This window comes from Micromonospora sp. NPDC003776, from assembly GCF_053605645.1.
The window spans coordinates 1-13,324 of record NZ_JBSGJR010000128.1 but is presented as its reverse complement, the minus strand read 5'-3'; the positions used below and the strand labels follow the sequence as shown (position 1 = coordinate 13,324).

Genomic DNA, 13,324 nt, shown 5'->3' with positions numbered 1-13,324 from the left:
CCCACCGGCGGGCCACCGCCGCCCTCCTGAGCGACCTCCTCAGCGGGCGACGCTCGACGACGGACACGGGCAGAGGCCCGGGCATTCCGCCCGGGCCCCTGCGCGTCGTCCGGGGTCAGCCGCAGTGCTCGAACGGGCTCTCGTACCACTGGCTGTCGTAGGAGCCGCCCCACATGATGCACTTACCCGGCGCATAGACCTTGACCGGGCCGGCGTAGTAGTGGTAGTAGCCAGAGTCGACCTTCCCGGGCGAGCCGTACGCCTGCACAACCGCTCGTACCCACGCACTGTTGCCCGCCGCTCCGGTCTTCCAGGTCACGACGCAGTTGGTGCTGCCGTCGTAGAACAGGTAGGTGACCGCGCTGGAGCCGTAGGAGTGGCTGTCGATGACGCGGTTACTGCCTCCCCCGCAGGCCTCGTAGGGCGTGGACGCCGCCATGGCGGGGCTGCTCAGGCCGACCGACGCCGCCAGCGCGGCCGTCGTGCTGAGCGCGAGGGTCGCACTTCGCTGAATGATGCCCACTCGGAGATGCCTCCTGATCATGTCGACGAGATGATCAGGGTAGCCGTGGGTGACCACGAGCCGGGAGGCGCGATGATGCCGTCTCACGCTGCTGCGACTGGCGTCGCACGAGACAACCCGCGCGACGCCGGTGCTGTTTCCGCGCCGTCACCTGGAGCGCATGACCGCCGCCATCTCGTACCGCCGGCAGGTGTTCCGCGCGAGGCGTTTCCCCGTCCTGCAGGATCGCTCCACCTGGTCGACGTCTTCCTCCGGCGACGATGTTCATGGCGAGGGCCCGCATATGTCCGGCGTCATTGCGGTACGTACACCGTCGCACGTAGACCGTCCGCTCAGTCGGCGCTCAGGATCAACCTGCGGCGGTATCGGTCAACCGAGCAAGTTCCGTACCGGCGATTCGTTGCACGCTGGGGTCGGGATCACTGCTGTGCTGGTGGAGGATGTCGCCGCGCTGGGCATCGTGGTCCGCGGCAGCGGGTTCGCCTTTCGGAAGGTGGTGGTGAAGACCGACCAGCAGCGGGCGACCGGCGCGGCGTTCGCCACCTCGTCGGTGCTCACGCCATTCTTCCTCGGCACGGTCGCCGGTGGAATCGCCTCCGGGCGGGTGCCCGCCCACGGACACGGCAACCCCGTGACGAGCTGGGTCAACCCGACATCCCTGCTCGGCGGGGTGCTCGCGATCGGGTGTGCGCGTTCGTCGCCGCGGTGTTCCTCACCGCCGAAGCCCGTACCCACGCAAACGCCCGCCAGGAGCGCTGGTTCCGCCGTCAGGCCCAGGCGAGCGCCGTGGCGACCGGCGCCGTAGCGCTGGCGGGCATCGCCATCCTGCACGCCGACGCCGGGCGCTTGTTCTCCGGGCTGACCGGCCGCGGCCTGCTCCTCGTGCTGGTCTCCGCGGCATGCGGGCTGGCCAGCATCGCACTGCTGCACCGCGCGGCACCCAGGGTGCTGCAGGCGCTCGCCGTCAGCGCGGCCGGCACAGTGGTGGTCGGCTGGGCCGTCGCGCAGTACCCGTACCTGCTAGGCACCCACCTACGCATCGACGAGGCCGCCGCTCCCGACGCCACCCTGGCGTCGCTCACCCTCGTCGCCGCCGCGGCGCTCCTGCTCGTCGTGCCGGCCATGGCGCTGCTGTTCGTCCTGCACCAACGCGGTCGTCTGGACACCGCCTGACTCAGTTCACGCGTCGGCAGCTTCGTGTCAAGACGGGAAGAATCAGGTGGGGCCAATCCAACGTCCACGCCGGCACGGTACGACTTCCGCGCCGGGTGCGGAGCCAGGGTTGCTGCTCGGCGCAAGCGGCGCCAGATCCGGCTGGCGGGGATACCCGCCGGGTCGGGGCTCCGGGCTGGGGTGATCCTCAGGGCCTGGAGCCCCGGCACCGGGTCAGGCTGTCGCCATCTGGCGGACATGTTTGCCCTCGGCGAACTCCTCGACCATCTTGGCGCAGAAGGCCGGAAGGTCGCTGGGGCTGCGGCTGGTGACCAAGCCGTTGTCGACCTGCACCTGTTGGTCCACCCAGTTCCCGCCCGCGTTGCGGATGTCGGTGCGCAGGCTGGGGAACGAAGTGACGGTCCGGCCGTTGACGATTCCGGTCTCGACCAACGACCAGGGGCCGTGGCAGATCGCCGCCACCGGCTTCTGTTGCTGGAAGAACGCCCGGACGAAGTCCATCGCCTGCTGGTTCATCCGGAGCCGGTCAGGGTTGACCGTCCCGCCCGGCAGCAACAGGGCATCGTAGTCGGCCGCATTGGCCTCGTTCACGGTCCGGTCCACTCGATAGCGGTTGGCCGGATTGATGTCCTGGTTCATTGACTGGATCTCGCCAGAGTTCAAGGAGATCAGGTGGACCTCGGCCCCCGCCTGCTCCGCGGCGGCCCGGGACTGGGTGTACTCCACGTCCTCAACGCCGTCGGCGGCGAGGCAAGCGACCCGCTTGCCGGTCAGTGGCTGCTGGCTCTGCGCCATTTCTGTGAACTCCCTTCGCGGCGCCGCCCCGTCGGCGGCACATTGCTCGCTCGCGGTCGCCTTCCCGGTGGGGGCACCAGCAAACAGGCCAGCGAACGCCGCTCGAGGGCGGACAATCCGGCCGGATCCCCGCTGCACAGCGAGGGGCCTGCGCGGAGAAGGGTCGCGGTACGAGGGTGTGCTGCCTGTCGCAGCGGGTAACCCGCGCAACCCACTGGTACCCAGGCTCCGGAAAGGTTGCCACATGACCCTCGCTGCCGCCGCGATCGAACTGCCGTCCGGACAGACGATGCCCGTGCTCGGCCAGGGAACCTGGTACCTGGGCGAGCGCCCCGCGAGGCGGCGGGACGAGATCGCCGCCCTACGCACAGGGCTCGACCTGGGCATGACCATGATCGACACTGCGGAGATGTACGGTGACGGTGCTTCCGAGGAACTCGTCGGCGAGGCGATCATCGGACGACGCGCCGACGTCTTTCTGGTCGACAAGGTGCTGCCGTCCAACGCCAGCCGTCGGGGAACCGTTCATGCCTGCCGCAGCAGCCTGCAACGACTCGGCGTCGACCACATCGACCTTTACCTACTGCACTGGCGCGGCACGCATCCACTCTCGGAGACGATCGAGGCGTTCGCCGAACTCGTCGACGCCGGTGACATCGGGCAGTGGGGCGTAAGCAACTTCGATCTTTCCGACATGACGGAGCTACTCGAGGCGGGCGGGAACTCCTGTGCGACCAATCAGATCCTGTACAACCTCACCCGCCGCGGTCCCGAGTACGACCTGCTGCCGTGGCTACGCGAGCACCAAATCCCGGTGATGGCGTACTCACCCATCGAGCAGGGCCGACTGCTCGGCCACTCCCAGGTCGCGGAGATCGCCGCCCGGCACGAGGCCACGCCCGCTCAGGTGGCGCTGGCCTGGCTGCTGCGGCAGGGGAGCGTTGCGGCCATCCCCCGGTCGTCGAAGCCCGAACACACCCGGGAGAACGCGGAAGCGCGCGACCTGTATCTCACTGAGGAGGACTTGGCGGCACTCGACGCGGCGTTCCCGCCGCCATCCGGCCCGCAACCGCTTGAGATGTTGTAGCGTCACCGACCGTTTCGGCGGACGGCACCGGTCCAAGTCCGCATCGCTCGGCGATCCGCCGTTGGAGGGGGTGGGTGCCGGGTTTCGTGGAGGCGCCGCAGCACTCGCCGACGAGGTCCTGCGGTTCGACGGCCGGCCACGGGCCGCGGTGTGGCGCGTCAGCGCCGCCTGTCCCGCGAGGTTGCCCGGCTCACCCGCCACCAACCTCACCACTCCCGGACCCGGCCAGCACGCACACGACCGCCACGCGACAGCACTCGCCGGCGCAGACCCCCCACCGCCCCGCATCAAACCAAAACGACACCCACGCGGTCGAAGACCGGCCCCACCCGACACAAGCCACCACGCCCCGCGCCCCCGGCGACGCAGGGCACCCTCCCCCACCCGGCCCCAGCAGGGCCGGGCGGGCAAGCGTCCGGAGGAACACGCACCAACGAACACGGCTGCCCCGCACAGCCCACCGGCACCAGAGCGAGACCACGATCAGCACACCCACCACCGGCCACCGGCCACCGGAGCCGCCCTGGGCGCAGGATTCCACCTCCACGCCCACGCGACCCCACCCAGGTGGGAAACGATCCCGGAAACCCAAACCGACCCAGGATCCCAAAGCTAATCAGCGACGCTCTGGCCCACGCACACGCGCGGGCGAAACCGGCCCCGATGACGCAGGAACCGTACCCACCCCACCCGGGGCGAGGCAGGGACGCCCGAGAAGGGCGCTGTCTCACAACTCCACCGAGTTATGAAACAGGCCGTAGCTAGGTGCCGACCCGGCGGGGCTGGAGCTGTCCCGTCCCCGGCCCGGTCAGCTGCCAGAACTCCTGGGGCAACTGGTCGACAAGGTCTCCGTACTCCTTCGCGCTGGCCGACTCACGAAGGGTATCCAGCACCGCCCGTGCTGCGTCGGTGGCCACCTGGCGATCCACCCCAGCCCGTGATTGCACCCGTTCGAAAAATTCGGCGAGCCCGAACCGTTCCGGATCTTCAGTGGGCCTGTCCACCAGGCCTCGCAGCTCCTCAGGGAGCTGGGAGGCGAGGTCCCTCGCCTGGCCGCCAGTGATCCTTTCTGCCAACGTCTCGAGCGTGGCTCGGGTGATCGGTTCCGCCTGCCCCGGCGGAACCTTCGGTCTCGCTGCCACGGACTGGATGAACTCGGTGTAGTTCACCTGGGATCCCCTCTCCAACCGGATTGCGGCGGGTACCCGCGCCCGCCGGGGTGAAACGGCGGTTCGCACGCCCTCAGCCGCGGGGTGGCGGAGGGCGGTGGGTGATCCGGCGGGTCACCCGAAACTGGTACAGGCCGGCGCTGGTGATGGCGTAGAAGGCGGGCAGGAGGAGGAAGATGACGAGGCCGACCAGGGGCGTCACCAGGTAGCCGAGCACCCCCGCCAGGACGTACAGAACAACCCCGGCGAGGGCCCGCAACCGCTCGACGTGGAAGAACCCGTCCCTGACCTGCTCCTTCAGCAGGTCGGGGTGTCGGGCCAGGTAGTGGTAGAACGCCAGCCAAGTCGCGCACAGCAACGCGCCGATCAACGCGTAGAAGGCGATGGCCACCCGCTGGTCCGCGTTGTCGTGCTCCTGCAGCGCGTGCGAGACGACAATGGTCGGAAACGGCAGCAGCGCCGTGGTGAACAGCACGAACAGGTTCATCCAGTGCAGGCCGCGATCGATCTGCTGGATGCGGTTGAACGCCGCCTTGTGGTTGAGCCAGACGACGGCCACGTACGAGTAGGACGCGAGATACGCGACGTACGCCGGCCACTGGCTGAGCAGTCCGGACAGGAGGCGGCCGGGCGGGACATCCGGCACCCGGAGGTCCAGGACCAGCAGCGTGATGATGATGGCGAAGATGGCGTCGCTGAACGCCACGGCACGGCTGGTGTCCGACCGGGTGCCGAGCTCCGTTTCTGGCCCGCTCACCGAGCGCGCCTACCCAGGGGCGTCCGCGGCAAACAGCCGGCCACCGCCGCCCCAGATGCGAATCAATAGTGCGGATCATGATTTAGGCGGCGTAGCGGAGGGTCACAATCTGGGTGCCAGGAGTTCCTGGCATCTCGGAAAGCCGGCATCACGGGGGGCCACGAATGAAGGCTGTCGTCTACGACGGACCGAAGACGGTGAGCGTGAAGGAGGTGCCGGACGCCCGGATAGAGCGACCGACCGACGCTCTCGTCCGGATCACCACGACCAACATCTGCGGCTCTGACCTGCACATGTACGACGGACGCACGGACATGCAGCAGGGCCGGGTGCTCGGGCACGAGAACCTCGGCGAGGTGATCGAGGTCGGCGACGGCGTCGATCTCGTGAAGGTCGGGGACATGGTTTGCCTGCCCTTCAACGTCTCGTGTGGCTTCTGCGAGAACTGCAACAAGGGGCTCACCGCGTTCTGTCTCGTGGCCAACCCGGCGCCCGGTATGGCCGGTGCCGCCTACGGCTACGCGGACATGGGGCCGTACAGCGGCGGCCAAGCGGAGTTGCTCCGGGTGCCGTGGGCCGATTTCAACTGCCTGGTCCTGCCGCCGGACGCCCGCGACCTGCAGCGGCAGCGCGACTACGTGATGCTCGCCGACATCTTCCCCACCGGCTGGCACGCGACCCAGCTCGCCTGCGTGCAGCCAGGTGACAGTGTGGCGATCTACGGCGGCGGTCCGGTCGGCCTGATGGCCGCCATGTCCGCCAACATCAAGGGAGCCGGCAAGGTGATGGTGGTCGACCGCCACCCCGACCGGCTGCGCCTGGCTGAACAGATCGGTGCCGTCCCGATCGACGACTCCAAGGCATCGCCGGTGGACCAGATCAAGGAGCTGACCGGTGGGATGGGCGCGGACCGGGGCTGCGAGTGCGTGGGTTACCAGGCGCACGACCCCCAGGGCCAGGAGCACTCCGGAATGTCGGTGAACAACCTGGTGCAGTCGGTGAAGTTCGGCGGAACGCTGGGTGTGGTCGGCGTCTTCACACCGCAGGACCCGGGCGGCCCGGACCCTCTGCAGAAGCAGGGCAAGGTGCCGTTCGACTTCGGCATGTTCTGGTTCAAGGGGCAGAGCATGGGCACCGGCCAGTGCAACGTCAAGAACTACAACCGCCAGCTGATGAATCTCATCGCGGGTGGCAAGGCGAAACCCTCGTTCATCGTGTCCCATGAGCTGAAGCTGGACGAGGCGCCGCAGGGATACGAGAACTTCGACCGCCGGGTGGATGGCTGGACGAAGGTGCTGCTGCACCCCGACGGTCGCCGCTGACTCGGTGCGTGAACCCCGCGGTTACGGGAAGCCTGCGCCGGGCCAACACCGAAGACGTCGTCGGTCGGACTGAGATGGGGATGAGATGGGTCGGAAGAGCACGATGGGTGTCCGGTCGGTGACCGACGCCCTGGGCATCGAGCGGGAAACTCCTGACCGCCGATCACAAGGCACAGCCCGGGTGCTGGGTTGGTTCAGTCTCGGCCTCGGCGCGGCCGCCATCGCCGCGACGCCGAGGCTCAGCCGGCTGTGCGGCGTCGACGACTCCCGCACGGCACGGACAGTGCTGCGGGTCGCCGGCGTACGGGAGCTGGGCCACGCCGCCGCACTGCTGATCCCCCGCCGGGCCGGGTGGGGGACGTGGACGCGGGTCGCCGGGGACATCATGGACCTGGCGGCCTCCGGTCGGGCCATGAGCCGCCGCAAGGGGGAACGACGGCGGCGCCTGATGTACACCACCGGCGCGCTCGCCGGGATCACCGTCGTCGACCTCTACACGGCGCTACGGACGACGCGGGGCGGCCGGGTGACAGGGCGCAACCGGGTACATGGCGCGGTGACGATCAACCGAAGCATAGAGGAGGCGTACCGGTTCTGGCACGACTTCGAGAACCTGCCTCGCTTCATGTACCACCTCCAGTCGGTGCGGATGACCGGGGTCCGGCAGTCGCACTGGACAGCGAAGGCCCCGGCCGGGCGGAGCGTGCAGTGGGACGCGGAGGTCGTCGAGGACCGGCCCAACGAGTTGATCAGGTGGCGCTCGACCGAGGGCGCGACCGTGCCGAACTCCGGATGCGTGCGCTTCATGCGCGCGGCCGGTGGCCACGGCACGGAGGTGCGGGTCGAGCTCGAGTACTCGGTGCCGGGGGGCAAGCTCGGGGCCATGGTCGCGAAGGTCTTCGGCGAGGACCCCCAGCAGCAGGTCTGCGACGACCTGCGGCGGTTCAAGCAGGTGATCGAGACGGGTGAGATCGTGCGCTCGGACGGTAGCCCACAGGGCACCAGCATGCAGCAGCAGGCGAAGCAGCGGCCGGCGCGGCCGCTGGCGACGCCGCGGGTCGGTTGAGGAGGAGATCGATGAGAGCCAACTGCTGGATCGCCCCGAACAACGTGGCGGTCGAAGAGGTTTCCGACCCGCAGATCCTCAACCCTCGCGACGCCGTGGTTCGGGTGAGCTCGGCGGCAATCTGCGGCTCTGACCTGCACCTGCTCGACGGTTTCATCCCGGCCATGAGAAGGGGCGACATCCTCGGGCATGAATTCATGGGTGAGATCGTGGAGCTCGGCCGCGGCGTACGGGACGGGCTGAGCATCGGCGACCGCGTGGTGGTCGGGTTCCCGATCGCCTGCGGCAACTGCATGTCCTGTCAACGGGGCCTGTACTCCATCTGTGAGAACTCCAACCCGAATGCCGCGATAGCCGAGGTGGCGATGGGTCACGCCCCGGCCGGCATCTACGGCTACTCCCATCTGATGGGTGGATACGCGGGGGGCCAGGCCCAGTACGTGCGGGTGCCCTTCGCCGATGTCGGTGCCCTGAAGATCGAGGACGACCTGCCGGACGAGAAGGTGCTGTTCCTGTCCGACGTCCTGCCGACCGGGTACATGGCCGCGGAGATGTGCGACATCAAACCCGGGGACATCGTCGCCATCTGGGGTGCCGGGCCGGTCGGCCAGTTCGCCGCCGTCAGCGCGTACCTGCTCGGGGCGGAACGGGTCATCGTCATCGACCGGTTCGCGTACCGGCTGCAGATGGCGCGGACGAAGGCGGGCGCGGAGACGATCAACTACGAGGAGACCGACGTCATGGACGCGCTGCGGGACATGACGGCCGGCCGCGGGCCGGACGCCTGCATCGACGCGGTCGGCATGGAGGGGCATCACCCGTCCGCTGCGCTGCACGCCTACGACCGGGCCAAGCAGGCGATGAAGGTGGAGACGGACCGCCCACACGCGCTCCGGGAGGCGGTGCTGAGCTGCCGTAACGGCGGGACCATCTCGGCGATCGGCGCGTACGGCGGGTTCATCGACAAGTTCCCGATGGGGTCGTTCATGAACCGCTCCCTGACCATGCGGTCGGGACAGGCGCACGTACAGCGCTACATGCGGCCGCTGCTGGAACGCATCCGCAAGGGCGAGATCGACCCGAGCTTCATCATCACCCACACCATGAAACTGGACGATGCTCCCCGCGGCTACGACATCTTCAAGAACAAGCAGGAGGACTGCGTCAAGGTGGTGCTCAAGGCGTAGCGGTTCGCCTCGTCGTCGCCTCCGGATCACTCTGCTGGGGGCGACGACGATATGCATTTGCGTGCGGTGTGAGCGGTTGCCGGCCGCGTGGCTGCCCCAGCACTACGCGGAAGAGTGGTTTCGGCCGAGACGCGACCCCCGTCTGCGCCGCACAAGTAGGGTCGGTGAGTGATCCGGTTTCGCCGCGTAGCGGGGTAAGGATGGCCAACCAGACAAGCGCCGAGCTTCGCCAGGACCGTCAGCCCGCGATCCTGGCACCGGCGGGGTTCGGCGGCTTTCCCGGTCCGGCGCGAGCGGCGCTGCGGGGCAACAAACGGATCAAGCTGTAAAGCACCACCGATGCCAAGCAGATCGGCCTGCTCTACCTCATCTCGTCGTTCTTCTTCATCGTCGCTGGGATCGAGGCGCTGCTCATGCGGGCCGAGCTGGCTCGCCCGGGCATGCAGTCCTCCCGCCCCCCGAAGAACGACCAGGGATGAACGGCGCCCGAGGGGCCACTCAAGCGCGATGAACGGAACGAGATGCGCCTGGCGTTGATCATCCTTGGCGCGCTGTCAGTTGCCGCCGTGCTCGACCTGGTGACCGGCCTGCTGATCCACCGGATGGCCCCCCGCCGTTACCAGTGGGTTCTGGAACCGGTCCACCGAGCCTGCCGTCGGCCGGCGATCGCGGTGATCGTCCTCACGGCGCTCTACCTGGCGCTGCCGACCAGGCTCCGCCTCCCACACCGGGAGGTTCGACACGTCGTCCTGATCCTCCTGATCGCCAGCGTCGCCTGGCTGATCACCAAGGCCATGCACGTCGGCGAGGGCGTCACGTTCAGCCGGCTGCCGCCGGAGGCGGTCAGGAGCCGCCGCATCCGCCGGGCCCGGACCCAGATCCGCCCGGTGCGGCGTCTCACCTCGGTCGTGGTGACGATCGTGGCCATCGGCCTGATCCTGACCACCTTCCCACCCATCCGGACGTTCGGAATCTCCTTGCTGGGCTCGGCCGGCGTGGTCGGGGCGCTGATCGGTCTGTCCGCCCGGTCCGCGCTGGCCAACGCCTTCGCCGGTGTCCAGGTGGCCTTCTCGGACAGCCTGCACATCGGCGACGTGCTGGTTGTCGACGACGAATGGGGCCGGGTCGAAGAGGTGAAGCTGACCCACGTGGTCATCCGGCTCTGGGACGAGCGGATGCTCATCCTGCCGAGCAGCTACTTCACCGATCGCCCGTTTCAGAACTGGACACAGCACGAGACGCGGGTGATCGGCAGGGTCGAGATCGAGTTGGATCACACGGCCGATCTGGACGACCTGCGCGAGGAAGCGCGGCGACTCGTCGAAGCGTCTCCCCTGTGGGACCGGAACCGATGGGTGCTACAGATGATCGACGTCAACGCTCAGGGCGCCAAGATTGAGGTTCAAGCCTCGGCCGCCGATGGGGCAAGCGCCTGGGATCTGCGCTGCGACCTGCGGGAAGGCCTCATCCGCTACGTGCGCGATCATCACCCGCAGTGGCTGCCCCGCACCCGCAGTGAGTACAAACCGTGAGCGCTCTGGGCGCACTTACCGGTTGTCGGTCAGCGCGGGTCCGGCGGCGGCGGGCAGCAGGTGCCACACCTCCGGCTCGCCCTCGACGGGCTCCTTGGCCCTGCTCTTCGGCCTGCTTGTCGGTGCCGGTCAGCGCCCCGCCGTGCTGGCGCAGGTGCTCGTTCAAGACGGCATCAGGTAGACCTCGGAGATGCGACTGCGATACTCGCCCTCACGGAACGGCCCCGGCGCATCGCCCCGGTACGCAGCCGGGAACCGCGGATGAGGCCCGTCGCCGCGATAGCTCCGCCTCCGCTCCGGATCTGCCGTGTCCGTGACCACTATCAGCACGGATCTCACCCGGGGTCCGGCTCGTGCTGATCCGCCGTCTCTTCGGCCGCACCCCTGAACCGTTTGATGCCTCGGCACATGGGTAGACCGCGACCCGGTCCGAGGGGGTGGGCCGAGGATCGGAGTCACATACCGATGTCGGGCTCCATCCGGTCCGCATGCTAGGCAAGGCCCGAGGAGTGCGGAATGGCCGAACCGGAGAGCCGGGACACGGGCGCACCGGAGTCGCCCGCGCAACCGCGCGAGCAGGTCGATCGACAGCGCGACGCTGAGGAGGGCCCGGAAGTCGCCGGTCGGCACCAGAACCTCGGTCCCGCCAGCGGCCCAACGGGTGCCGAGCCGCCGGGCAAACACCTCGCCGCCCCACAGCGTGGTGAGCGCGGCCTTCCTCAGCCGGCTGGCGGGCACAGCAGCAAAACGATGTCAGATCCGGACGTCGTCCTCCAGATCCCACAGGTCAAGGTCGAACAGATCTACGTCGAGGTCGACAACCTGGACGCCTCCGTCTCACTGCGAGCCCGGCTGGGTAGCCTGCTCCAGCTCGACGTGGGCGTTCAGGCGCATCTCGGCACGGTGAAGATCGATATCAAGGGCGTTGAGGCTGAGGCGATGCTCGAGGTTCGGCTCGAGGAGGTCCGGGGCATTCTCGACAGCGCCCTCCGCACCATCGAGCGCAACCCGCAGATCATCGAGTCGCTGGCGAAGACGGTGGACACCGCCGTGAACCAGGTCGGGCAGACGGCTCAGCAGGTGCTCGGGCCGCAGGGACCGCTTGCGCGGACGCTCGACCACGTCGGGCAGACGGCGCAGGAGGCGCTGGGGCCCAATGGGCCGCTGTCGCAGACGCTGCAGCAGGCCACCCAGCAGGTCGGTCAACAACTCGGGCAGACCACCCAGCAGCTCGGACAGACCACCCAGCAACTGGCTCAGGACCCTGCGGCGGCGGCTGGCGGCGGGGGTGTCGGGGGCGTGCTGGGTGGATCTCCGGCCCGAGCGGCGTGGCAGACGATGAAGAAGATTGTCAACAATAGCCAGCCACTGAGGCAGGTCACGGCGCGGCTGGTAGGACCGCAGGGGCAACCGCCGCAGACCTGACCGACGGCCGCCGTATTCCTGCGACGGTTAGTGCGGATCGGCACGCATGTGTTCGTCCTTTCCAGCGATGATCATCAGGCCGCAGGCCGATCCCGGGAGATCAGATGGCCGGCAGGTCGATGTTGTGCCAGCCGGCGATGCCGCTCAGACGTACGATCTGGGCGGGAGGTAGAGACATGGCCAGCGGCAATGGCGCACCGCCTGGGTCACGGTATGTGGACCAGCGGCACTTTGTGGTCGCCGCCACCCTGTCCGACCTGCGCGGTCCGGTTCGCGGTGTGGTGACGCTCGATCGGTGGCTGGACTGGTCCGGCGACAGCACCTACGACTTGGACGACGCCGGTGATCTGCAGCTGATGTACCAGACGGTGCTGAACCAGGCCAATTCGGTCGACGACTTGCGCCGATGGTTGCACGCCCCGACCTTGCGCCGTTTGTGGCCCAGCTTGTGGCTCCCGGCACGGCTGCGGGCGTTGTGGCAGGCACGATTTCCCGAGCTGAGCACGCCGCCGCAGACGCTGGCCGGGTAAGGGTGGATCAGGTTCACCTCCGCTTGGCGGAGATCGGGCTGCGGGTCGCTGCCCGCTACGGGTTCGCGTTGGCCGGTGGCTACGCCGTACAGGCCCACGGCATCCTCGACCGCCCGAGCGAGGACATCGACCTGTTCACGGCGTGGGAGCGCCGTGGCGAGTTCGCCACAGCAGTGGACGCGGTAGTCGACGGCTACCGCGACGGCGGGTATTCCGTCGAGGTGACGCAGCAGTTTGACACCTTCGCCCGGCTCGCGGTCATCGATCCCGCTCAACCTGCCCATCCGTACAAGGTCGAGCTGGCGGCCAACTGGCGTGCGTTGCCGCCGGTCTTGATGGACGTCGGGCCGGTGCTGCACGCCGACGACGTCGTCGCGGGCAAGATGTCCGCCCTGTACACGCGAGCCGAGCCCCGAGATTTCCTGGACATCGACGCGGCCCTCATGACCGGCCGCTACACCCGGACGCGGCTGTGCGAGCTGGCCGAACAGTCCGACGCGGGGTTCGACCGGCGCATCCTGGCAGACCTGTTCGGCATGTTGGAGCGGTACCCGGACCGACGGTTCGCCGCCTACGGAGCCGACCCAGCTCACATCAATGAGATGCGCAAACGCTTCGCACGGTGGCGCGAAGAACTCACGGGCAACCTGCCCTAGGTCCTCGCGGGCGTTCTGGTGTGATGTACCGGTGAGAGCGTGCGACGAGAACGGGCTGACCGTACTGGTGGACCGGTTGCGGCGGGATCGCCGTCGTGACCC

General features: G+C 68.4%; 13 protein-coding genes and 2 pseudogenes. 10 read left to right on the top strand and 5 right to left on the bottom strand.

Features of this window, described 5'->3' with window-relative positions; genetic code table 11:
- Window positions 1-115: 115 nt before the first annotated feature.
- Both ACWEVO_RS13620 and ACWEVO_RS13615 read right to left on the bottom strand, forming a co-directional pair.
- Window positions 116-610 carry a hypothetical protein gene (locus tag ACWEVO_RS13620; RefSeq protein WP_452307851.1) on the bottom strand — a complete coding sequence of 165 codons (495 nt, stop codon included), beginning with the start codon at window positions 608-610 and terminating at the stop codon, window positions 116-118.
- Between the two features lie 282 nt (window positions 611-892).
- Window positions 893-1,081 carry a hypothetical protein gene (locus ACWEVO_RS13615; RefSeq protein ID WP_452307852.1) on the bottom strand — a complete coding sequence of 63 codons (189 nt, stop codon included), beginning with the start codon at window positions 1,079-1,081 and terminating at the stop codon, window positions 893-895.
- Here ACWEVO_RS13615 and ACWEVO_RS13610 point away from each other — a divergent pair.
- Window positions 1,017-1,696, top strand: a pseudogene (locus ACWEVO_RS13610) (cytochrome d ubiquinol oxidase subunit II). The gene ACWEVO_RS13615 and the pseudogene ACWEVO_RS13610 overlap by 65 nt on opposite strands.
- Window positions 1,697-1,909: 213 nt before the next feature.
- Here ACWEVO_RS13610 and ACWEVO_RS13605 read toward each other — a convergent pair.
- The gene (locus tag ACWEVO_RS13605; protein WP_452307850.1) at window positions 1,910-2,491 is read right to left on the bottom strand and encodes a type 1 glutamine amidotransferase domain-containing protein; all 582 of its coding nucleotides are present in this window, start codon (window positions 2,489-2,491) and stop codon (window positions 1,910-1,912) included.
- 244 nt (window positions 2,492-2,735) lie between these two features.
- On the opposite strand from ACWEVO_RS13605, the gene ACWEVO_RS13600 reads away from it, so the two are divergent.
- On the top strand, window positions 2,736-3,578 hold the full coding sequence (locus tag ACWEVO_RS13600) for an aldo/keto reductase (protein ID WP_452307849.1): 843 nt from the start codon (window positions 2,736-2,738) through the stop codon (window positions 3,576-3,578).
- 761 nt (window positions 3,579-4,339) lie between these two features.
- On the opposite strand, the gene ACWEVO_RS13595 is transcribed toward ACWEVO_RS13600, so the two are convergent.
- The gene (locus tag ACWEVO_RS13595) at window positions 4,340-4,747 is read right to left on the bottom strand and encodes a DUF2267 domain-containing protein (protein WP_452307848.1); all 408 of its coding nucleotides are present in this window, start codon (window positions 4,745-4,747) and stop codon (window positions 4,340-4,342) included.
- A 73-nt stretch (window positions 4,748-4,820) separates the two neighbouring features.
- Entirely contained in the window at window positions 4,821-5,504 is a 684-nt protein-coding gene (locus tag ACWEVO_RS13590; protein ID WP_452307847.1) for a TMEM175 family protein, read from the bottom strand.
- Between the two features lie 164 nt (window positions 5,505-5,668).
- Between ACWEVO_RS13590 and ACWEVO_RS13585 the strand changes: the two genes are divergently transcribed.
- The 8 genes and pseudogenes from ACWEVO_RS13585 to ACWEVO_RS13550 all read left to right on the top strand — a co-directional run bounded on the left by ACWEVO_RS13585 (window position 5,669) and on the right by ACWEVO_RS13550 (window position 13,222).
- Window positions 5,669-6,826 carry a glutathione-independent formaldehyde dehydrogenase gene (locus tag ACWEVO_RS13585; protein WP_452307846.1) on the top strand — a complete coding sequence of 386 codons (1,158 nt, stop codon included), beginning with the start codon at window positions 5,669-5,671 and terminating at the stop codon, window positions 6,824-6,826.
- A 118-nt stretch (window positions 6,827-6,944) separates the two neighbouring features.
- Window positions 6,945-7,892 (top strand): SRPBCC family protein, encoded by a 948-nt coding sequence (locus ACWEVO_RS13580; protein ID WP_452307845.1) that lies wholly within the window; start codon window positions 6,945-6,947, stop codon window positions 7,890-7,892.
- A gap of 11 nt (window positions 7,893-7,903) precedes the next feature.
- Window positions 7,904-9,079 carry a zinc-dependent alcohol dehydrogenase gene (locus ACWEVO_RS13575; protein ID WP_452307844.1) on the top strand — a complete coding sequence of 392 codons (1,176 nt, stop codon included), beginning with the start codon at window positions 7,904-7,906 and terminating at the stop codon, window positions 9,077-9,079.
- A 200-nt stretch (window positions 9,080-9,279) separates the two neighbouring features.
- Window positions 9,280-9,552, top strand: a pseudogene (locus ACWEVO_RS13570) (cytochrome ubiquinol oxidase subunit I); the annotation flags it as partial.
- A 48-nt stretch (window positions 9,553-9,600) separates the two neighbouring features.
- The gene (locus ACWEVO_RS13565; RefSeq protein ID WP_452307843.1) at window positions 9,601-10,611 is read left to right on the top strand and encodes a mechanosensitive ion channel family protein; all 1,011 of its coding nucleotides are present in this window, start codon (window positions 9,601-9,603) and stop codon (window positions 10,609-10,611) included.
- A gap of 516 nt (window positions 10,612-11,127) precedes the next feature.
- Window positions 11,128-12,036: a hypothetical protein gene (locus ACWEVO_RS13560; RefSeq protein ID WP_452307842.1), complete on the top strand. Its 909-nt coding sequence runs from the start codon at window positions 11,128-11,130 to the stop codon at window positions 12,034-12,036.
- Window positions 12,037-12,212: 176 nt separating this feature from the next.
- On the top strand, window positions 12,213-12,566 hold the full coding sequence (locus ACWEVO_RS13555; protein WP_452307841.1) for a hypothetical protein: 354 nt from the start codon (window positions 12,213-12,215) through the stop codon (window positions 12,564-12,566).
- Between the two features lie 2 nt (window positions 12,567-12,568).
- Window positions 12,569-13,222, top strand: coding sequence for a nucleotidyl transferase AbiEii/AbiGii toxin family protein (locus tag ACWEVO_RS13550; protein WP_452307840.1), 654 nt, complete (start codon window positions 12,569-12,571; stop codon window positions 13,220-13,222).
- The last annotated feature ends 102 nt before the right edge of the window (window positions 13,223-13,324 follow it).

Bases quoted from the DNA above. Each gene is read 5' to 3' on its own strand.
- ACWEVO_RS13605 (WP_452307850.1), bottom strand. From the start codon at position 2,491: ATGGCGCAGAGCCAGCAGCCACTGACCGGCAAGCGGGTCGCTTGCCTC.
- ACWEVO_RS13600 (WP_452307849.1), top strand. From the start codon at position 2,736: ATGACCCTCGCTGCCGCCGCGATCGAACTGCCGTCCGGACAGACGATG.
- ACWEVO_RS13585 (WP_452307846.1), top strand. From the start codon at position 5,669: ATGAAGGCTGTCGTCTACGACGGACCGAAGACGGTGAGCGTGAAGGAG.
- ACWEVO_RS13575 (WP_452307844.1), top strand. From the start codon at position 7,904: ATGAGAGCCAACTGCTGGATCGCCCCGAACAACGTGGCGGTCGAAGAG.
- ACWEVO_RS13565 (WP_452307843.1), top strand. From the start codon at position 9,601: ATGCGCCTGGCGTTGATCATCCTTGGCGCGCTGTCAGTTGCCGCCGTG.
- ACWEVO_RS13560 (WP_452307842.1), top strand. From the start codon at position 11,128: ATGGCCGAACCGGAGAGCCGGGACACGGGCGCACCGGAGTCGCCCGCG.
- ACWEVO_RS13555 (WP_452307841.1), top strand. From the start codon at position 12,213: ATGGCCAGCGGCAATGGCGCACCGCCTGGGTCACGGTATGTGGACCAG.